The sequence below is a fragment of the Streptomyces endophyticus genome (assembly GCF_035798155.1).
GTDB classification, from domain to species: Bacteria; Actinomycetota; Actinomycetes; order Streptomycetales; family Streptomycetaceae; genus Streptomyces; species Streptomyces endophyticus.
In genome coordinates this window covers 41,512-60,637 of the sequence record NZ_JAOZYC010000160.1, presented here as the reverse complement: position 1 = coordinate 60,637, position 19,126 = coordinate 41,512, and the positions used below count along the sequence as shown (strand labels likewise).

Genomic DNA, 19,126 nt, shown 5'->3' with positions numbered 1-19,126 from the left:
GCGGCAGCGGGGGCCGCTTCCGCCGCGGCGGGTCGCCCCGTCGGCGTGGGCCCGACCGGTTCGCCGGCCGGGGGACCGCTCCCCGCCGCAGGCGCAGGCGCCCCCGCGGCGCGTGCGTTTCCGCCGCTGGGCGCCCCCGCGGCCACGTACCCCGAACCCAACGCCACGAACAGCGCGTCCGGCGGGCCCGCGTGGGCCGCCGCCGTCTCGTGGAGGTCGGGAGGGGTGGGGCGGGCGCCCGTGCGCCAGATGTCCGCGTAGGCGCGGAGGTAGGTCGGGGTGAGGGTGGTGCGGCGGGGCGGGGGCGGCAGCACCCGGCCGAAGACGCTGGTGCCGTGGCCGAGGCCGAGGCCACCCGCGCCGACGTGCTTCCAGGCCTCCGCGTCGGCGACGAGGTCGACCACGACGGTCGTGGTGTGCGGTCGGCGCAGGGTGAGTTCACCGGTGAGCCAGTGCCACGGCAGCCCCGTGTACCGCAGCGTCGACGGCGTGGTGCGCGCGAGGGCCAGGTGCAACAGGCGCTGACGGTGGTCGAGGTGGAGCTGACCCGCGATGTACAGGTGCAGCGGCCCGGGCTGCGCGGCCGCCGTACGCAGGCGGGTGAGGACGGCCTGCGGGTCCAGCGGGTCGGCGAGTTCGACGACGGACGCCGCCGCCGTGCCGGTGAGCACGCCCGGCGGGACCGCCGCGAGCGTGGGCAGCACGGAGACCGCGTCGATGAGGCCCACCTTGCCGGCGGGCGCGGCCGCGAGGAGCAGCGCCGTGCCCGGCTCGGTGGAATGTGCCTCGTTGTTGCCTTGCGCGTTGATCACCACAGCAGAACCGTAACCGCAACACGGAGCGTCGCGCTGCCGTCACGGAACCTCAAGTAGCCCCGCAGCAGTCGGTTTTCAGCCCTTTTTTCCCGAAGGGTGCCCGCAGCGCAACCGGTCTCCGGTAACCGGGGCCCCTTCCACCATGCTGCGGTCGTACGTCACTTGCGTCACACCGCGATCGTCACCGCCGACGGCGACGCGGAAGACGGGACCGAATCCGGCCACGGGCCTCAGCTTCGCGCCGGGGAGCGCGGCCGCCAGGGAGGGCGCGAAGCGGGCGCGTTCGGGATCGTACGTGACGACGGTGGGCCCGCTCGGGCGGCTGCTCGGCGCGGGCGCCTCGGTCACGTCGAAGCCGCTCTCGCGCAGCCCGTCGGCGACGCGCGGATCGTCGACCGTCACCTTGGTCTCCTTCGGCGGCATGCCGACCGGGACGGGGCCGCCGGACTTCCGCGCGGACGTCAGCGGCCGGTCCGCGCGCAGCGTCCCGAACATCCGCTTGGCCCGCTTGTCGTCCCACAGAAGCGACGAGCCCCACGTGGGGTCCCGGTAGTCGAAGTTCGAGATGGGCACGGTGGCGAACTCGGTCTGCCGCGGCGTGAGGCCGCGCAGCTTCCACGCCAGGGACGCGAGCGTCCGTACGTCCGTGTGGCCGTCGGTGCGCACATGTGACATCAGCGCGCGGGCCGTACGGGCCGTCGCCATCGGGTCCTTGAAGACCTTCGCGTCGGAGAGCCGGGCCAACATGCCGAGCAGCAGCTTCTGTTGGCGGCGCACGCGTCCGAGGTCGCCGGGCGGGTTGAGGTGCCGGGCACGCACGTAGCGCAGGGCGTGCGTGCCGTCGACGCCGTGGGTCCCCGCGGCGAGTTCGAGTCCCGAGTTCTCGTCCCGCAGCGGTGTGTCGCTGCACACCTCGGCACCGCCGAGGTCGTCGACGGCCGCCACGAACCCGCGGAAGTCGGCCTCCATGTAGTGGTCGATCCGCAGGCCGGTGGCGCGCTCGACCGTACGCACGGTCAGGTCCCGGCCCCCGTGGGCGTACGCCCCGTTGATCTTTCCGCTGTGCGCGGGGTGATCGTGCCGGGCGAAGCGGACGAAGGAGTCACGGGGCAGGGAGACGACGCTGAGGCGGCGGCCGTCGGCGGCGATGTGCACGAGCATCAGCACGTCGGTGCAGCCGCACTCCTGGCCGCCCACGTGCAGCCGTTGGATCTCCTCGCGGGACATCCCTTTGCGGCGGTCGAGCCCCGCGACGAGCAGATTGGTCCCCCGGCCCTTGCCGGACTCCTGGCCGAGGGCCGGAGCGGATCTTCCCTCCGCCGCCCCGGCCCCCGCGGGCGCTGCCCCCGCGAGCGTGGTGATCAGCAGGGCGGCCGCGGCCACCGAGTGGCGGCGGCGGAGACGGTGCTGAGGGGCCATGGAGTACCTCCGTCGAGCGGATGTCGGGCGATCATCGGGTGGTCGCCGGGCAGATGCGACCTGACCCCTTTACCCCACATTGCACCCCTCGTCCCACCCTGCCACGCCTGATTCACCGTCATGTACGCATGACGGCCTCCCCCGTCGGAACCAATCGCCACAGCGACGTCGTCTCCGCCGCGCGTGCGGCGTGCAGCGGATCGGTGCGGTCGCGGACACGCGGGTGGCTCGGCCGGACATCGAGCCGGTCGGCGACGCGCAGGCCCGCGGCGGCGAATGCGTCCGTGAGCCGGTCGCGGTCGCGAAGCCCGAGGAGTTCGGCCAGGTCGGAGAGGATCAGCCACCCCTCGCCGCCGGGTTCGAGGCGGGCCGTGAGCCCGTCGAGGAAACCGAGCAGCATGCGCGAGTCGGGGTCGTACACGCCTTCTTCGAGGGGTGAGGTGGGGCGTGCGGGCAGCCACGGCGGGTTGCACACGACGAGCGCGGCGCGCCCGTCCGCCGGCCAGAGCCCCGCGTCGCTCACCTCGATCCGGTCCGCCAGACCGAGCCGGTCGACGTTCTCGCGGGCGCAGACGAGGGCGCGCGGTCCCGCGTCCGTGGCGACGACCCTGCCGACGCCGCGCTTGGCGAGGACGGCGGCGAGCACCCCCGTGCCGGTGCCGAGGTCGAAGGCGACGCCGCCGACCGCGCCGCGGGGCAGCTCCGCCTCGCCGACCAGGTCGACGTACTCGCCCCTGACCGGGGCGAACACTCCGTAGTGCGGGTGGATGCGGGCGCCGTCGAGCGCGGCCACGGGCACGCCGGTGCGGCGCCACTCGTGCGCGCCGAGCACGCCGAGCAGCTCGCGCAGCGGCACGACGCCGGGGGTGCCGGGGGCGGGCCCGTACGCCTCGGCGCACGCGCGGCGCACGTCGGGAGCGCGGCGCAGGTCGAGACCTTGATCGGCGTCGAGGACGATCAGGAGCATGCCGAGGATGCGGGCGCGGTGGGAGCGGTTCCTACGGTGCTCGTGGAAGCCGTCCACGGGCGGCAGTGCCCGGTCGACGCGGCGGCCGAGCGCGCTCAGCAGCTGCCGGGCTCCGTGGTAGTCGCCGCGCCACAGCAGCGCGGTGCCTTCGCAGGCATGGCGGTAGGCCTCCCGCGCGGTGGTCCGGTCGTCGGCGACGACGACGCGCCGGGGCGGCCGTCCGCCGCCCAGAGCGCGCCAGGGCGCGGTGCGGGTGGTGTCGGTATCGGGGTCGGTCCAGGACAGGACGGTCACCGTGGGAACTCCTCGTGGTGGAACGTGCGGGGCACGAAGCGCACTTCGCGAGGAGCGGGAGTGAGCCCGGTGTTGGTGAACGGGCGAGCAGACGCGTCAGGGGCGGCTCGGCTCCCGCGTCGCGGTGCGCGGGCGGAGATCGCCGAGGACCTGTCCTGGGACGATGGCCGATGTCATGGGGTGGATTCTCTCAGACCGTGCGAGCAGGTCAGAAGCCTCGGGGACCTGGAGGTGCGGCGCTCCCCCGCCGCCACCAAGCTGAGGGGCATGGACGGACTCGACGGTTTTCCCCCAGTTGTCGTGCACGTGGGTCAGCCCGGTGGGCGGCGGGTCACCATTCGTGGCGAGAGCGTGGGTGTGGCCCGCTCCGTGGCCGATGTCGTGGAGTTCCTGCGGCGTGCCGGGCTCGAGGACGCGCCGCTCGACGACCCGGACGTCGTCGAGTGGCGCGGCGGCGGCAGCGCGATCTGGCCGGCCAGGCCCGTCGACCCCGACGAGGACTGAGCGACCGCTCTCAGCCGTCAGCGGTACCCCGTGACGTCGGCGGGCTTGCCCGCGTCCTGCACCTCGACGAGGTAGCGCCAGGAGTCGGGCCTGCTGCCGTCGAGATCGGTGAATCCGTAGATCTTGGCGAGACCGCCGCTGGACTGGGACGTCCCGTTGAAGCGGGCGACGTCCGGGTCGGCGGCGAGCGCGGCGACGGCGCGGCCGGTGTAGCGGGGCGTCTCGGAGATGGCGAAGTGCGGCTGGACCCGCACCGCGTCGTGCCAGTTCTCCTCCGTGACGTCGTAGTGGCCGAGCATGATCTCCGAGCGCATCCAGCCGGGAGTGAGAGCGACGGCGGTGGCGCCGCGCGAGCCGAGTTCGTGGCCGAGGGCGAACGCCATGCGCAGGACGGTGCTCTTGGCCAGGTCGTAGAAGAAGGACACCCGGTAGTTCGTGCTGTTGTACTCGGCCGTGCCGTCGGTGACCTCGACGACCAGGCCGCCGGGGTTGCGCAGCAGCAGCGGCAGCGCGAAGTGACTGGTGATGGCGTGCGTCTCGACGGACAGGCGGTGCAGCCTGAGCCCGTTGTCGAGGTCGTGCTCCCAGACGGGCGTCTCCCACTCGAAGAGGTTCTCGCCGCCCCAGATGTCGTTGACGAGGATGTCCAGGCGGCCCTGTTCGCGGTCGATGCGCTCGACGAGGGCGCGCACCTGGTCCTGTTCGAGGTGGTCGGTGGGGACGGCGATGCCGTGGCCGCCCGCGGCGGTGACGAGGTCCGCGGTGTCCTCGATGGTCTCCGGGCGGTCGTACTCCGAGCGGCGGGCGCGGGTGCTGCGGCCGGTGACGTAGACCGTGGCGCCGGCCGCGCCGAGCTCGACGGCGATGCCGCGGCCCGCACCGCGGGTGGCCCCCGCGACCAGGGCGATCTTGCCGGTCAGGGGGTGTTCGTCAGACATTTCGTCAGACATTTCGTCAGGCATGAGGTCGTCTCCCGCTCGTTTCCAGGTGTCTCGCGTGATTGCCATGTGGCTCGCGTGGTCGCCGAATGGCTCGCTCTCACGAGCATGTCCCGGAATCCCGACATCTCTTGTCCTGCTTTCGGTGGGACTTTGCCCGGACGATCGGGCCACATACCTCCGGGGGTACGCGGTGATACCCTCCGGGGTATACCAGAGAGACAGGAGAGACATGAGCACCACCCTCGCCCCCGCCGAGCTGCACGGCAGGGCCGCCGATGACACCCTCGTCCTCGATGTGCGCGCACCGGCCGAGTACGCGTCGGGGCACGTGCCCGGCGCCCTCAACGTGCCCGCGGAGCTCATCGACGAGTTGCTCCCCGAGCTGCGTGACGCGGCCGGGCGCCGCCGGATCGTCGTCGTGTGCGCGGCCGGGCAGCGCTCCGCCGCGGCCTGCGCGAAGCTCGCGGAGGCGGGCGTCGACGCCGTCGGGCTCGACGGTGGCACCCAGGCCTGGACCGCCGAGGGGCTGCCGGTCGACACCGCGGAGCGTCCCGAGCGCGCCGTCTGGGCGATGGACCGCCAGGTCCGCTTCGCGGCCGGTTCGCTGGTCCTGCTCGGCCTGGCGCTCGGCCGCCGCGCCCCCAAGGGCCGGCTGCTCGCCGTGGGCATCGCCTCCGGCCTCGTCTACTCCGGCGTGAGCAACACGTGCGGCATGGCGGCGATGCTCGGCAAGCTTCCCTTCAACCAGCCCGCGCCCGGCGCGCTCGACACCGCCCGCGAGGCCCTGCGCTCATGAGCGGTACGGGCAACCCGGAGGCGATGGACGCCGTCCTGAAGCGGCTGCGCCGCGCGCAGGGACAGCTGACCGGCGTCATCGCGATGATCGAGGCGGGCCGCGACTGCAAGGACGTGGTCACCCAACTGGCCGCCGTTTCCCGCGCGTTGGACCGGGCCGGGTTCAAGATCATCGCCTCCGGCATGCGGGACTGCATGAACGCGGCGGACGGCGAACAGCCGCCGCTCAGCGAGGACGAGCTGGAGAAGCTGTTCCTGTCGCTGGCGTGACATCGTCCGTGGGCGCGGCGCACCGTTTCGGTGCGCCGCGCTTCCGCGGTGCGGTACGTCCGAGGAGAACGACTCCCGCGAGCGCCACGATCCCGCCGACGACCTCCACGGGCGTCGGCGTCTCCCCGAGCCACAGGTAAGCGACCACCAGGGCCACGCCCGGTGCGAGGTACAGCGCGGCGGTCGCCGCGGTCACGGTCAGCCGGGCCACCGCGTAACCCCACACCACGAATCCGGCGGCCGACGGCAGCAGCCCCAGGTAGAGCGCGGCGACGGTGGCATCGGCCGGGGCCCGGACCAGCTCGCCGAGCGCGCCCGGCGCCAGCGGGAGCAGCAGCGCCGTGCCTGCCCACATCGCGTAGCAGGCGACCTCAAGACCCGTGCAGTGCCGCAGCAGCGGCTTGATGGCGAAGTGGTAGACGGCCTGCACGACGGCCGCGCCCATGACGGCCCAGGCGGCGGCCGTGTAGCCGGCCTCCCCGCCCGCGAGGGCGATCAGCGCGCAGCCGGCGAGCGCCGTCGCGGACCCCGCGACCGTGTGCCAGGTCGGCCGCTCCCCGAGGAACGCGACGGCGAGCAGCGCGCTGATCGCCGGCACCGACGCCACGATCAGGCTCGCGGTTCCGGCGGGCACCCTCGTCTCGCCCCAGTTCAGCAGGAGTTGGTACGCGCTCATGCCGCAGGCCCCGACGACGAGGATGCGCGGCAGATCGGCCCGGCGCGCCCTGCGCACGCCGAGGAACGGCGCCACCAGGAGCAGCACGAGCGACGCGGAGGCGAGCCGCACGAAGGAGAGCGCGGCGGGCCCGTACCCGTCGAGGGCGACGCGAATGGCCGGGAAGGCGGAGGCCCACAGCAGCACGGTGGCCGCGAGGGCGAGGGAGGTCTTGTCGAACGTCACGGACTTCACCCTCCCGACCCTGCTCCGTAGAATGAGAAAGGTCCAGTTACTCTTTCTTCGCCTATTGAGAAGGTGAGCTTTGGTGTTGGAGGTGCGGCGGCTGCGGCTGCTCGCGGAGTTCGCGACGCACGGCACGGTGGCGGCGACGGCCGAGGCCCTGCATCTGACGGGGCCCGCGGTCTCGCAGCAGCTGGCGGCGCTGGAGAAGGAGACAGGGCTCACGCTCCTGGAGAAGCACGGCCGGGCGCTGCGGCTCACCGGCGCCGGGCGTCTCCTCGTGGAGCACGCGCAGGTGGTGCTCGCGGATCTGGCCGCGGCGCAGGCCGATGTGGCGGCGCTGCGGCAGGGGCGGCCGGGCGCGGTGCGCATCGCCGCGTTCCCGTCGGCGGCGCGGGTGCTGCTCCCTCTGGTGTGGCCGGAGCCGGGCGCGCAGGCGCCCCGGCTGCACCTCGTCGAGCACGAGCCGGACGCCGCCGACGAGGCGCTGCGACAGCGGGCGGTCGACGTCGCGGTCACGCACGCGTACAGCCTGCTCCCCCGGCCGCTGCCGCCGGGCTGCGAGCAGCGTCATCTCTTCGACGAGCCGGTGGAGTTGGCGCTGCATCCCGACACGGCGGACCGGCACGGGCTCGCGCCGGGCGACAAGGCGGACCTCGCCGCGTTCGCGCAGGAGGCGTGGCTGGTGCCCGGCGCCGACACCGCCTGCCACGAGATGACCCAACGGGCCTGCGGGGCCGCCGGGTTCGTGCCGCGCGCGGTGGCGCGGGCGAGCGACTTCGGGGTCCTGACGGCCCTGGTGGCGCGGGGTGCGGGCGTGGCGCTGGTTCCTCAACTAGCCCTGCCCGCAATGCTGGAGGGTGTCTCCCTGCATCCGCTGCACTCCCCCGTGCGACGTACCGTACGGGCGGTGTACCGGGCGGGCACGGCCGGGCACCCCGATGTCGCGTATGTACTGGACCGGCTCAGCGAGGCCGCTTCCGGCCGGCCCCGCTGAGCCGGTGGCCTCAGGCGGCCCGCCGCGCCAGCGCGCCGTGGCGGCGCACGAGGTCCGCGTAGCGGTGGCCGCTGCCCTTGATGGTGCGCTTCTGCGTCGCGTAGTCGACGTGGACGAGGCCGAACCTCTTGTCGTAGCCGTACGCCCACTCGAAGTTGTCGAGCAGCGACCAGGCGAAGTACCCGGCGAGCGGAGCGCCTTGGCGGATCGCGCGGGCGCAGGCCGCCAGGTGCTGCTCCAGGTACGCCGCGCGCTCGGGGTCGTCGACGGTGCCGTCGGGGCGTACGACGTCGGGGTACGCGGAGCCGTTCTCGGTGACGTACAGCTTGCGGGCGCCGTAGTCGTGGGTGAGGCGGAGCAGCAGGGCCTCGATGCCGTGGGCGTCGACCTCCCAGTCCATGCCGGTGCGCGGGAGGCCGGGGCGGGCCACGGCTGCGGCGTACGGGGCCGGGCCCGACGGGTCGTCGGCGACGGCCGAGGGGAAGTAGTAGTTCAGGCCGAGCCAGTCGAGGGGTTCGGCGATGGCCGCCATGTCGCCCGTCTTCTGCGGGAGTTGGACTCCGTAGACCTCCAGCATGTCCGCCGGGAAGCCGCGGCCGTGCACCGGGTCGAGCCACCAGCGGTTGGCGTGGCCGTCCATGCGGCGGGCGGCGGCGTGGTCCTCGGGACGCTCGGTGGCGGGTTCGACGTGGGCGAGGTTGTTGACGATGCCGACCTCGGCGCCCGGCACGGCGGCGCGGATCGCCCGGGTGGCGAGGCCGTGGCCGAGGAGCAGGTGGTAGGAGGCGCGGACGGCGGCCGTGAGGTCGGTGAGCCCGGGGGCCATCCGGCCTTCGAGGTGGCCGATCCACGCCGAGCACAGCGGTTCGTTCAGCGGCGTCCAGTGCTTCACCCGGTCCCCGAGGCGCTCCGCGACCACGGCGGCGTACGCGGCGAAGTGCTCGGCGGTCTCCCGCACCGGCCAGCCGCCGCGGTCCTGGAGCGCCTGCGGCAGGTCCCAGTGGTAGAGGGTGACGGACGGGGTGATGTCCGCGGCGAGCAGCGCATCGATCAACTCGTCGTAGAAGGCGAGCCCCTTGGGGTTCACGGGACCCGACCCGCCGGGGACGATGCGCGGCCAGGCGACGGACAACCGGTAGGCGTTGGTGCCGAGTTGGCGCATCAGGCCGATGTCCTCGCGCCACCGGTGGTAGTGGTCGCAGGCGATGTCACCGTCGTCGCCGCCGTCGATCCTCCCGGGTGTGTGCGCGAAAGTGTCCCAGATGGAGGGCGTGCGGCCGTCCTCGGCGACGGCTCCTTCTATCTGGTACGCCGATGTGGCGGTGCCCCACAGAAAGTCGTGCGGGAAGGCGGAGACATCAACAGTGGGGTGGGGGTCGGACACGAAATTCCTTTCAGTGGCGGTCACTTGACGGCGCCCGCGGTCAGTCCGGTCACGAGGTAGCGCTGGAGCAGCAGGAAGCCGGCCACGACGGGCACGCTCACGACGAGCGAGGCCGCCATGATCTGGTTCCAGTACACGTCGTTGAGGTTGGCGTAGGCGCCGAGGCCGACGGAGAGCGTGCGGGTGGTGTCGTTGGTCATGACGGAGGCGAAGAGGACCTCGCCCCACGCGGTCATGAACGCGTAGACGGCGACGGCCACGATGCCGGGGATGGCGGCGGGAACGATGATCCGGAAGAGCGCGCCGAGCGGCCCGCAGCCGTCGACGAGGGCCGCCTCGTCGAGGTCGCGCGGCACCGACTCGAAGTACCCGATGAGCATCCAGATCGAGAACGGCAGCGTGAACGTCATGTACGTGAGGATCAGCCCGCCGCGCGAGCCGAACAGGGCGATGCCGGTGGCGTTGCCGATGTTGACGTAGATCAGGAACAGCGGAAGCAGGAAGAGGATGCCGGGGAACATCTGCGTCGACAGCACCGTCACCGTGAAGACGCGCTTGCCGCGGAAGCGGTAGCGGCTGACGGCGTACGCGGCGAAGACCGCGACGATCACCGAGCAGACGGTCGCCGTGCCCGCCACGACAAGGGAGTTCATGAAGTAGCGGGCCAGCGGGACCGTCGACCAGATGTCGATGTAGGGGCGGATCGTGAGGCTGCTCGGGATCCAGTGGAAGGCGCCCTGCACGTCCTGGAGCGGCTTGAGCGAGCTGGACACCATCACGTAGACGGGCAGCAGCACGAAGCCGGTGAGCAGGGTGAGGAAGATCCGGCGGGCCCAGAGGAAGGAGCGCGGCGGCGCCGTCGGCGACCTGAACCGCACCCGCACCGGCTGTGTGTCAGACATCGGCGGTCTTCCTCCCCCTGGACGTGAGCACCAGGTACACGCCCGTCACGACGAGCAGGAACAGCAGCAACAGGACGGACATCGCGGAGCCGGTGCCGAAGTCCCAGGTGACGAACGAGGCTTGGTAGATGTGGACCGAGATCAGGTCGGCGGCCTCGGGTGCCGCCTTGCCGAACATCACGTACGGCGTGTTGAAGTCGTTGAACGTCCAGAGGAACAGGACGAGGACGAGGACCTGGTTGACGGGGCGCAGTGAGGGCAGTGTGATGCGGCGCAGTTGCTGCCACAGCCCTGCGCCGTCGAGGGCGGCGGCCTCGTACAGGTCCTTAGGGATGTTCTGCAGCCCGGCCATCACGATGAGGAAGGCGAACGGCCAGCCCTTCCACACGGAGACGGTGAGCAGCGCGACGAAGCTGTTGTCGCCGATCAGCCAGAACGACGGCTTGTCGGTGAGGCCGAGCTGGTCGTGCAGCACGTGGTTGACCAGGCCGTTGTCGTGCTGGAACAGGAACACCCAGGTGATGACGGCGGCGTACACGGGCAGCGCGTACGGGACGAGGAACAGGGCGCGCAGGAGGCCGCGCCCCTTGAAGGCCTCCTGCATGAAGACCGCGGCCGCCGTGCCGATCGCCCAGCAGAGGGCGACCGAGGCGACGGTGAACAGGCAGGTGGTGAGGAAGGACTTGAGGAGCCCTTCGCCGATGGCGCCGTCGAAGTCGACGGCCACCTTGAAGTTGTCGAGGCCGCTCCAGGGGGCGGTGGTCCAGTCGCGCAGGAAGAGGCGGGTGAGCTGCTTGAAGCTCATCAGGATGCCCATGGCCATGGGCACGAGGTGGACGAGGAGTTCGAGCACCAGGGCGGGCAGGAGCAGGAGGTAGGGCAGGGCGATGCGGCGGATCCGTCCCGGGCGGCGGCCCCGGCCGCCCGCCGCCCGGGGGGACTTGGTGCCGACGGCCTCCTCAGCGGGCCGTTCGGCGGTCGTGGTCGTCATGGTCCGGGTACTCACTTGCTCGGCATCTGCTGCTGGGCCTTGGCGAGCTTGGCCTTGACGGTGGCGGTGGTGACGGCCCGGCCCGCGGCGGCGTCCGCGAAGAGTTCCTTCACGGCCGTGCCGACGGCGGTCTCGAACTGGGACTCGTCGGCGACCTGGGGCAGCGGCGCCGCGCTCGTGGCGATGGTCTGCTTGAGCGTGGCGACGGCCGGGACGTTGAACGCGGGGTCGTTCTGCGCGGACTTGACCGGCGGGATGGACCCGTAGGCCTTGTTGAGGATCTTCTGCTCGGGGTCGCTGGTCATGAACTTCACGAACTGCCGGGAGCCGTCGAGGTTGTCGGTGTCCTTGAAGACGGCCATGTTGATGCCCGCGACCATGGAGTTGGTGCTGCGGCCCCGGCCCGGTGCGCCGGACTGGACGGGCGCGGGCACCACGCCCCACTCGTCCTCCTTCATGCCCTGCGTCTTGAAGGTGGCGGAGGCGGTCTGCCACAGCACCATCGCCGTCTTGTCCTTGGAGAAGTCGCTCAGGGACTGGTTCTGCGCGTACTCGGCGTTGCCCGGCGCGATGATCTTGTCCTTGGCCATGAGGTCGACGTACTGCTTCACGCCCGCGACCGCTCCGGCCGAGGTGAAGTCGGGTTTGCCGTCGGCGGTGAACCAGTCGGCTCCGTGCTGCTTGGCGAGGACGAAGACCTGGTGGATGTTGTTGGACAGGTTCGAACCCTCGGCGCCGATGCCCCACTTGCCGCCCTTGGAGATCTTCTTGCCGGCGGCGACGACCTCGTCCCAGGTCGCCGGGGGCTTCGCTATCCCGGCGTCCTTGAACATCTGCTTGTTGTAGTAGAGCGCGTACGCCATGGAGTACAGCGGCACCGCTGCCGGGTCCTTGCCCTGCGCGCCCGCGGACCCGAGCGCGGAGGCGACGAACCGGTCCTTGCCGCCGATCTTGGCGAAGTTCTTGGCGTCCCAGGGCAGCAGGGCGCCGCCGGCCTGCAGCGAGGCGCTCCAGGTGTTGCCGATGTTGAGGACGTCCGGGCCCTGGCCCGAGGTCGTCGCGGTGAGGATCCGGTCGAGGAGGCTGGACCAGGGAACGACCTCCAGCTTGACCTTGATCCCGGTCCGCTTCTCGAACTTGTCGAGTTCCGGCTGGAGGACCTTCTTGTCGACCTCGACGCTGGCGCCCTGGTTCGAGGCCCAGTACGTGAGGGTCTTCGGGGAGTCGTCGGATCCGCCACCGGTCGGCGAGCCGCCGCCGCAGGCGGTCGCGGCGAGGGCGAGCGAGATCGTGACGGCACAGGCACAGGCGGCTTGGATTCTGCTCATGGCTCCAGGCGTCCCTTGTCCGGAGGGTGGTCCGACGCGTTCAGGAACTGAACGCGGTCAGGACTTAATTTAGGACGTGAGTTAAGCGCCGGGGGGTCGAGGCGTCAAGGACTTCGACAAGGTCCGTGCAGGAACGAGCGCGGCGGGTTCAAGACTCGGACCCGGTGGCGTACCGCGCCGCCCGGTCAGCCGATCACGAGCGGCAACTTCCGCGCCGCCGCGCCGAGTTCGCCCTTCTCCCGCTCCGTCGCAGGTCGGCGCCCCGTTCCGACGAGCAGCACGTCCGTGTCGCCCCACGACGCGGGGAACGCGGCGCCGGCGATTCCCTCCAGGAGCGCCCGCGCCCGTGCCAGGCCCTCCGCGGGCGGCCCCGGCACGTCCGGGAGGTGGGCGATCAGGTCGAGGTGGTGCAGGGTCCACTCCAGGACGTACGCGGTGAGGTAGTCGCCCACCGTGAGGACCTGCTCCTGCGTGCCCACCAGGGCATCCGGGTCGGCGAGCCCTGCGGCACGCCCCGCCGCGGACCCGACGTCGTCGAGGTGGAACGTGAGCAGCGCCGGGTCCTGATAGGCGGCGGCGAGGCGGACGGTCAGAGCGTCGAGCGGGTCATCGCCGGTCGGCGGCTCGTCGCTCACCTGCCAGTACGTCACCGCGTCGACGGTCGGTTCCGCCGACGCGGGGGTGACGAGGGTGATCAGCACGTCCTGCGCGTCGATGACCAGGTGACACACCAGGTCGCGCACCAGCCAGCCGGTGCAGCCCGATGGCTGCTCGAAGGCCTGCTCCGGGAGGTCGGCGACCGCCGTGCGCAGCGCGGCCCATGAGCGCGAGAAGAGATCCGCCGAACGCGAGAAGTGATCCACGGCGGCACGCTAATCGGGCCGTGGATACCGGACAAGCGCATTCGGGGTGTGTGGTTCGATGCCCTCGACGGGACGGGCGGCGAGACGGGTGTGCGGGTGTGAGCGGGGATACGTGGGTCAGGGCGCGGCGGAGCGGTGATCTGGCCGCCTGCGCCGAAGCCCTGCGGGCCGTGCACCACGCGGACGGCTATCCGACCAACTGGCCGCAGGATCCCGTGGGTTGGCTGCGTGGCGGCGACGTCGTGGGCGCGTGGGTCGGATGCCACGGCGAGCGCGTCGTCGGGCACGTCCTGCTGACCCGGCCCGACCCGGGCGACGTCGCACCCACCCTCGCCCCTGCGGACACACCTGTCGCCGTCGTGGGGCGGCTGTTCGTGGCGCCGTCCGCGCGCGGTCACCGGCTCGGCGCGGCGCTCCTGGGCCGGGCCGCACGCGAGGCCCGTCGGCACGGCGCCCTGGCCGTGCTCGACGTCGTCGCCACCGACTCCGCCGCGATCGCGCTGTACGAACGGCTCGGGTGGCGCTTCCTCGCGCAGGGCCAACAGGAGTGGGGGCCGGGCGAGTTGGTGACCGTCAGGTGCTACTCGGCGCCGCCCGAGGACTGGCCGCGGGAGGCCGGGCGTCCGCGGCGGCGCAGGGGCGGGCACCCTCAAGGTCGACCTCGACATCGAGCACGGTGACGGCCATCTGTCACATTCCTCCGTGATGACGTGTCATGACAGTGCGCCACCCCTATTCGTTTGTTCGCCGTGAAGGAGAATCGCATGCCGCACACCGCGCCCGCCCGTTCCGCGAAGCAGCGCAAGCAGGACACCCTCGACCGCCTGGCGCGGGAGGTCGACGCGTGGGTCGCGACGGCCGGGCCCGAGGGCGGCGCGCCGTACCTGATGCCGCTGTCGTTCCTGTGGCGGGACGAGTGCCTGTACGTGTCGACGCGGGCCACCAATCCGGTGGCGCGCAACCTCGTGGCGAGCGGACAGGTGCACCTCGGCATCGGGCCGACGCGGGACGTCGTGCACATCGCCGGGCGCTGCGAGGCGCTGCCGGACGCCGAGGTCTCCGACGAGTTCGCGGACGCGTTCGCGGCGGCTGCCGGGTTCGATCCGCGTGCGGCGGACGGCCCGTACGTGTACTTCCGTATCCGGCCCGTCCGCATCCAGGCCTGGCGCGAGGCGAACGAGCTGGCGGGCCGTGACCTGATGCGGGACGGGGTGTGGCTGGACGCCGACTGATGCGACAGGTGCCCCCGTCGCGCTCCGGAAAGCGCGGCGGGGGCACCTGTCGTACGGGACGGGGACGGAGGTCAGCCGACCGGCTCCGGCTCCTTGTCCGCCGCGGGACCCGCGTTCTCCGAGTTCTCCGCGTGCCAGTCGGCGTTGTCGGCGAGCGGCTTCTCCTTCAGGACGAAGGCGAGGACCAGGCCGACCGCGAAGACGGGCAGCAGGTACAGGAAGATCGGGACGAGCGCTTCCTGGTAGGAGTTGACGACCGTGTCCCGCAGGTCGGCAGGGAGCGCGCGGACCAGCGCCGGGGTCAGCGAGTCGCTGTCGCCGACCTTGGCCGCGGCCTCCGCGGGGATGCCGGCGGCGAGCTTGTCGGTGAGGCGGCTGGCGAACACGGCGCCGACGACGGCGACGCCGAGCGTGGCGCCGATCTCCCGGAAGAAGTTGTTCGCGGAGGTGGCGGTGCCGACCTCCGAGGCCGGGAAGTCGTTCTGCACGGCCAGCACGAGGGTCTGCATCATCAGGCCGACGCCCGCGCCCGCGAGACCGACGTACACGCACACCAGCCAGACCGGGTCGGACACGTCGAGCGTCGACATCAGGTACGCGGTGAGCATGATGATCGCGGTACCGGCGATCGGATAGACCTTGTACTTGCCGGTCTTGGACATGATCGCGCCGGACGGCAGGGCGGTGCCCATGATGCCGACGACCATGGGGATCAGCAGCAGTCCGGACTCGGTGGCCGACTTGCCGTAGACCATCTGAAGGTAGGTGGGCATGTAGCCGACGATCGCGAACATGCCGAGACCGATGACGATCATGCCGAGCAGCGTGGCGACGTTGAAGATCGGGCTGCGGAACAGGTGCAGCGGGATCACCGGCTCATCGGCGCGCTTCTCCGCGAAGAAGAACAGCACCCAGGCGACGACCGCCCCGATGCCGAGGCCGATCACCAGCGGGTCGGACCACTCGTACTGCGTGCCGCCCCAGCTCGCGAAGAGCACGGTGCAGGTGACGGCCGCGGCCATCAGCGCGGTGCCGAGGTAGTCGAGCGTGACCTTGACGGCCTTCCGCGGCAGCTTGATCGCGACGACGGCGACGAAGAACGCGAGGACGCCGAGCGGCAGGTTGATCCAGAACGCCCAGCGCCAGGAGTGCTCGTCGGTGAACCAGCCGCCGAGCAGCGGCCCGACGACGGAGGAGAGACCGAACACGGCGCCCATGGGGGCCATGTACTTGGCGCGCTCACGCGGCGGCACCAGGTCGGCGATGATCGCCTGCGAGGTGATCATGAGGCCACCGCCGCCGAGGCCCTGGAGGGCGCGCCCTGCGATCAACGTGCCCATGTTCGGGGCGAGTCCGCAGACCACCGAGCCCACCAGGAACAGGGCTATGCCCGCGAGAAAGATGTTCTTGCGGCCCATGAGGTCGCCGAGCTTGCCGTAGACCGGCATGCCGATGGTGGCGGCGAGGATGTACGCGGTGGTGATCCAGGCCATGTGCTCGATGCCGTTGAGCTCGCCGACGATGGTCGGCAGGGCGGTCGAGACGATGGTCTGGTCGAGCGCGCCGAGCAGCATGGTCAGCATCAGCGCGGCGAAGATCAGGCCGAAGTTGTGCGGCTTGACAGTGCCCTCTTCGATCTCTGCGTTCCCGTCGATCCCCTTGGCCGGGTCCGGGCCGGAGTCGATGCCCTCGGAAGCGGGGGCGTGCGTCATTGCGGTGTTCTCCGATGTGGTGTGCGAGTGGAGTGGAACAGGGCTGACCCTGCGGCGGGGAGAGCGGTTGCCGCGTACGGGGTGCTTCAGTGGTGCCGCTTCTGGGAGAAGCTTCGGGGAGAGGGGAGATCCGTGGGTGACCGCGAGGGGGAGGTGGTCACACGGGTGGCGCGCCTACTGCACGGCGGCCGGTCCCAGCAGCGTGCGCAGCGAGTCGAAGGACTCGCGTACGCGCTCGGCGGGTCCTTCGCCTTCGTCGGCGTGCGCGCCCGACTGGTGCCAGCGCTTGATCCCGCTGCGCACCGTCGCCATGGCGACGCCCGCGAGCAGTTCGGCCGCCTCGCCGTCGGGCGGGGTGCCGGTGCGCCGGGCGATGAGTCCGGCGAGGTCCCGTTCGACCGCCTCGCACTGGGCGAGGAACGTGGCCAGGACCGAGGGCACGCCTTCCGCGATGCGCAGCGAGTCCTCCAGTTCCTGCGGCTCGGGAGCCGCTTCCTGGAGGTGGTCGGCGAGAATGTCGCCGAGGTCGCGCAGCACGGCGTCGGTCCCGCTCCCCTCCCCCTCGGCGAACCGGTCCGCCAGAGCGGGCGGCACGGTGCCGAACAGAGCGAAGAGGGCGGCTTCCTTGCTGGGGAAGTAGTTGAAGAAGGTCCGCGGTGAGACGCCGACCTCCTTGCTGATCATCTCGACCGTGACCTGCGCGAAGCCGTGCTCGCGCGCCAGCCGGACCGTGGCCGCGTGCAGCTCGGCGCGCGTCTGGCGGCGCCTGCGCGCGCGCAGCCCCTCTGCGGGGGCGCTCGGCTGCGGGTCTGAGACGGTCACGAGCGTGATTCTTGCACAGCGTGCAAACCTTGCGCGCACTGCACCCCCCGCCGGGCGATGTGCCCCGGGTCACACATTCGCGTTAGTGTCGTATGCCTGCATTCGCCGTATTTCATTCCTTTGGCGGCAGGAAACGACCACGACGGACCCACCACGGACTGGGGACTTCCGATGCGCGCTCGTCACGTCACGCGTCACGCCGCGGCGGCCGTCGCCGCCGCCCTCGCTCTGACCGCACTCACCGTGCCCGCCTCGGGAGCCGCGGGCTCCGCCGCGCCCGCCGCACTCGCGCGCTGCGGCGAGAACGATGTGACCGTGCGCGCCGACCCCTCCGACGACAACGCCGACATCCTGAAGCTGAGCGTGCGCAACGACTCCTCGAAGGCCTGCCTCGTCGACCGCGTCCCGACCGTCACGTACGGGGAGCTGGACGGGGCGGCGCTACCCCTGCCGACAGTGCCGCACGCCGGGCGCACGCTGGCCGCGCACCACACCGCGTACGCGGCGGTCCTGTCGGTCTCCAACCCGGAGGACGCCAAGGACGAGGCGCCCGCCGTCATGTACGTGACGGTCGCGGCGGTCCCCGATCACCAGGGCCGCAGCTTCCAGGCACTGACCCTCGGTTCGCCGACCGGGGTGCGGGTGTGGGAGCCGGTGACGACGCTGTGGCAGTCGTCCTCCTCGCAGGCCCGGCAGGTGCTGATGGAGGAGACCACGGGCCGCGGCACGCTTGCGGTCTGAGGCCCCTCTCTCACCGGTGGCGCCGCACCCGTGACGTCCTGTGGGGGTGCGCGGTGAGCACCGAGTCGTCGTGCACGCCCGCCCCGGGCAGCCGGTGCCTGGCCGCGACGAGCGCCGCGTCCACGTCACCCGTGCCGGTGGCCACGCAGAGGCTGTACCCGATGTCGTCGAGCCGGCGCTGCGCGGCGGGCCCTCCGTCGTCGGCGTCGAGCGCGCTGAGCATCTCGTACTCGTGGATGAGGTCGGTCAACAGGGCGGGATGGGCGAGGAGCATGTCCGCCACTCCCTTCCGTCGTCGTCTTCTGTCACACGGTCCGCCCTCCGACTCCCCTGTCACTGGAGACGAAAACACACCTCGGGGACGGGATTTCGGCGCGCCGACGTGGATCAGGACGAAGCGGGCGGCGAGGAGTTCGCCGGCTCCAGCGCCAGCAACGTGGCGTCGTCCTGGAGGCGGCCTCCGGCGTGGTGCAGCAGGTCGGCCGAGAGCGCGGCGGTGAACGGGGCGAGCGGCAGCGCGCTCAGTTCCGTGGCGCGCTCGGCGAGGGGGTAGAACTCGCCGTCCGCGTCGCGGGCCTCGGTGGCGCCGTCGGTGTGCAGCAGCATGCGGTCCCACGCGGCCGCGGATATCTGCTCGGCTCCGCACCAGCCGTGCGCGAGGTCGAGCAGCCCGAGCGGCGGCGCCGGAACGGGCACGGCGGCCGGTACCGCGGCCCCGGCACGGATCAGGAGGGGCGGCGGGTGCCCGCAGCAGACCACCTCGGCGGACCCGTCGGGGGCGACCGTCACCAGCGTGGCGGTGACGAACCGGTCGGGCTCTTCGGAGTGCGAGACCAGCGAGTGCAGCCGCACCGCGAGCACCTCCAACGTCCGCTGCACGCAGGCGAGCCGGCGCCACGTACGCAGGACCGTGTCGGCCGTGCGGGACAGCTCGGCGCCCTTGCCCATCACGTCCCCGATGAGCAGCCGCGTCCCGTACGGCGTGTCGACGACGCCGTGCAGATCGCCGCCCGCGCCGCCGTCAGCCCCCGAGCCCGCCGCCAGCCGCCGGGCGCTGACGTCGAGCGTGCCGAACGTCTCGGTCAGGGGGGTGGTCGACGACGGACGGGTGGTCATAAAGGCCTTTCGGGAGGGGCTGGACGCCTCGGCTCCGGTTGTGCCGGTGGGGCGCGGCTCGATCGGCGCGGCGGCCGCGGCGTTCCCGGAAGTGTAGTCAGCCGGGCGCGCCGTGTGACGGTTTTGCCGAAGTGC

Annotated in this window: 20 protein-coding genes and 1 pseudogene; 7 read left to right on the top strand and 14 right to left on the bottom strand. The window is 71.9% G+C overall.

The genetic code is table 11. The annotated features are described in order from the left end of the window. The 3 genes and pseudogenes from OKJ99_RS32530 to OKJ99_RS32520 all read right to left on the bottom strand — a co-directional run. Nucleotides 1-812, bottom strand: a pseudogene (locus OKJ99_RS32530) (hypothetical protein); the annotation flags it as partial. A 78-nt stretch (nucleotides 813-890) separates the two neighbouring features. After that, nucleotides 891-2,234, bottom strand: coding sequence for an LCP family protein (locus OKJ99_RS32525; protein ID WP_326021611.1), 1,344 nt, complete (start codon nucleotides 2,232-2,234; stop codon nucleotides 891-893). A gap of 118 nt (nucleotides 2,235-2,352) precedes the next feature. Next, nucleotides 2,353-3,495, bottom strand: coding sequence for a class I SAM-dependent methyltransferase (locus tag OKJ99_RS32520; protein ID WP_326021610.1), 1,143 nt, complete (start codon nucleotides 3,493-3,495; stop codon nucleotides 2,353-2,355). 180 nt (nucleotides 3,496-3,675) lie between these two features. Here OKJ99_RS32520 and OKJ99_RS32515 point away from each other — a divergent pair, with 180 nt between their 5' ends. Beyond that, entirely contained in the window at nucleotides 3,676-3,999 is a 324-nt protein-coding gene (locus OKJ99_RS32515; RefSeq protein WP_326021608.1) for a hypothetical protein, read from the top strand. Nucleotides 4,000-4,016: 17 nt separating this feature from the next. On the opposite strand, the gene OKJ99_RS32510 is transcribed toward OKJ99_RS32515, so the two are convergent. Further along, on the bottom strand, nucleotides 4,017-4,937 hold the full coding sequence (locus OKJ99_RS32510; protein ID WP_326021607.1) for an SDR family oxidoreductase: 921 nt from the start codon (nucleotides 4,935-4,937) through the stop codon (nucleotides 4,017-4,019). A gap of 232 nt (nucleotides 4,938-5,169) precedes the next feature. Between OKJ99_RS32510 and OKJ99_RS32505 the strand changes: the two genes are divergently transcribed. Both OKJ99_RS32505 and OKJ99_RS32500 read left to right on the top strand, forming a co-directional pair. Further along, nucleotides 5,170-5,736 (top strand): rhodanese-like domain-containing protein, encoded by a 567-nt coding sequence (locus OKJ99_RS32505; protein ID WP_326021605.1) that lies wholly within the window; start codon nucleotides 5,170-5,172, stop codon nucleotides 5,734-5,736. Then, the gene (locus tag OKJ99_RS32500; protein ID WP_326021604.1) at nucleotides 5,733-6,005 is read left to right on the top strand and encodes a metal-sensitive transcriptional regulator; all 273 of its coding nucleotides are present in this window, start codon (nucleotides 5,733-5,735) and stop codon (nucleotides 6,003-6,005) included. Before OKJ99_RS32505 ends, OKJ99_RS32500 begins: the two co-directional genes overlap by 4 nt. On the opposite strand, the gene OKJ99_RS32495 is transcribed toward OKJ99_RS32500, so the two are convergent. After that, on the bottom strand, nucleotides 5,962-6,906 hold the full coding sequence (locus tag OKJ99_RS32495; protein ID WP_326021603.1) for a DMT family transporter: 945 nt from the start codon (nucleotides 6,904-6,906) through the stop codon (nucleotides 5,962-5,964). The two genes, OKJ99_RS32500 and OKJ99_RS32495, sit on opposite strands and share 44 nt — an antisense overlap. 82 nt (nucleotides 6,907-6,988) lie before the next feature. Between OKJ99_RS32495 and OKJ99_RS32490 the strand changes: the two genes are divergently transcribed. Continuing rightward, entirely contained in the window at nucleotides 6,989-7,900 is a 912-nt protein-coding gene (locus tag OKJ99_RS32490) for a LysR family transcriptional regulator (RefSeq protein ID WP_326021602.1), read from the top strand. A 10-nt stretch (nucleotides 7,901-7,910) separates the two neighbouring features. Here the strand turns inward: OKJ99_RS32490 and OKJ99_RS32485 are convergent, their stop codons facing one another. From OKJ99_RS32485 to OKJ99_RS32465, 5 genes are all read right to left on the bottom strand, one after another. Then, entirely contained in the window at nucleotides 7,911-9,284 is a 1,374-nt protein-coding gene (locus tag OKJ99_RS32485) for a GH1 family beta-glucosidase (RefSeq protein WP_326021601.1), read from the bottom strand. Nucleotides 9,285-9,304: 20 nt separating this feature from the next. After that, the gene (locus OKJ99_RS32480) at nucleotides 9,305-10,186 is read right to left on the bottom strand and encodes a carbohydrate ABC transporter permease (protein WP_326021600.1); all 882 of its coding nucleotides are present in this window, start codon (nucleotides 10,184-10,186) and stop codon (nucleotides 9,305-9,307) included. After that, complete coding sequence (locus OKJ99_RS32475; RefSeq protein ID WP_326021599.1) at nucleotides 10,179-11,177, bottom strand: carbohydrate ABC transporter permease; 999 nt, start codon at nucleotides 11,175-11,177, stop codon at nucleotides 10,179-10,181. The genes OKJ99_RS32480 and OKJ99_RS32475 overlap by 8 nt, the downstream gene beginning before the upstream one ends. Nucleotides 11,178-11,188: 11 nt before the next feature. Then, nucleotides 11,189-12,505 carry an ABC transporter substrate-binding protein gene (locus OKJ99_RS32470; RefSeq protein ID WP_326021598.1) on the bottom strand — a complete coding sequence of 439 codons (1,317 nt, stop codon included), beginning with the start codon at nucleotides 12,503-12,505 and terminating at the stop codon, nucleotides 11,189-11,191. Between the two features lie 185 nt (nucleotides 12,506-12,690). Next, nucleotides 12,691-13,368 (bottom strand): maleylpyruvate isomerase N-terminal domain-containing protein, encoded by a 678-nt coding sequence (locus tag OKJ99_RS32465; RefSeq protein WP_326021596.1) that lies wholly within the window; start codon nucleotides 13,366-13,368, stop codon nucleotides 12,691-12,693. A 98-nt stretch (nucleotides 13,369-13,466) separates the two neighbouring features. Between OKJ99_RS32465 and OKJ99_RS32460 the strand changes: the two genes are divergently transcribed. Beyond that, nucleotides 13,467-14,048 (top strand): GNAT family N-acetyltransferase, encoded by a 582-nt coding sequence (locus tag OKJ99_RS32460; protein ID WP_326021595.1) that lies wholly within the window; start codon nucleotides 13,467-13,469, stop codon nucleotides 14,046-14,048. Nucleotides 14,049-14,132: 84 nt separating this feature from the next. Further along, the gene (locus OKJ99_RS32455; protein ID WP_326021594.1) at nucleotides 14,133-14,600 is read left to right on the top strand and encodes a pyridoxamine 5'-phosphate oxidase family protein; all 468 of its coding nucleotides are present in this window, start codon (nucleotides 14,133-14,135) and stop codon (nucleotides 14,598-14,600) included. Nucleotides 14,601-14,671: 71 nt separating this feature from the next. Here OKJ99_RS32455 and OKJ99_RS32450 read toward each other — a convergent pair whose 3' ends face one another. Both OKJ99_RS32450 and OKJ99_RS32445 read right to left on the bottom strand, forming a co-directional pair. Continuing rightward, nucleotides 14,672-16,312, bottom strand: coding sequence for an MDR family MFS transporter (locus tag OKJ99_RS32450; protein WP_326021593.1), 1,641 nt, complete (start codon nucleotides 16,310-16,312; stop codon nucleotides 14,672-14,674). Nucleotides 16,313-16,486: 174 nt separating this feature from the next. Then, on the bottom strand, nucleotides 16,487-17,134 hold the full coding sequence (locus tag OKJ99_RS32445; RefSeq protein ID WP_326021592.1) for a TetR/AcrR family transcriptional regulator: 648 nt from the start codon (nucleotides 17,132-17,134) through the stop codon (nucleotides 16,487-16,489). 171 nt (nucleotides 17,135-17,305) lie between these two features. On the opposite strand from OKJ99_RS32445, the gene OKJ99_RS32440 reads away from it, so the two are divergent. Beyond that, entirely contained in the window at nucleotides 17,306-17,875 is a 570-nt protein-coding gene (locus OKJ99_RS32440) for a DUF4232 domain-containing protein (RefSeq protein WP_326021590.1), read from the top strand. Between the two features lie 10 nt (nucleotides 17,876-17,885). Here OKJ99_RS32440 and OKJ99_RS32435 read toward each other — a convergent pair whose 3' ends face one another. Beyond that, entirely contained in the window at nucleotides 17,886-18,149 is a 264-nt protein-coding gene (locus OKJ99_RS32435) for a DUF5133 domain-containing protein (RefSeq protein ID WP_326021589.1), read from the bottom strand. 113 nt (nucleotides 18,150-18,262) lie between these two features. Then, nucleotides 18,263-18,991 (bottom strand): PP2C family protein-serine/threonine phosphatase, encoded by a 729-nt coding sequence (locus OKJ99_RS32430; protein WP_326021587.1) that lies wholly within the window; start codon nucleotides 18,989-18,991, stop codon nucleotides 18,263-18,265. Between the last annotated feature and the right edge of the window lie 135 nt (nucleotides 18,992-19,126).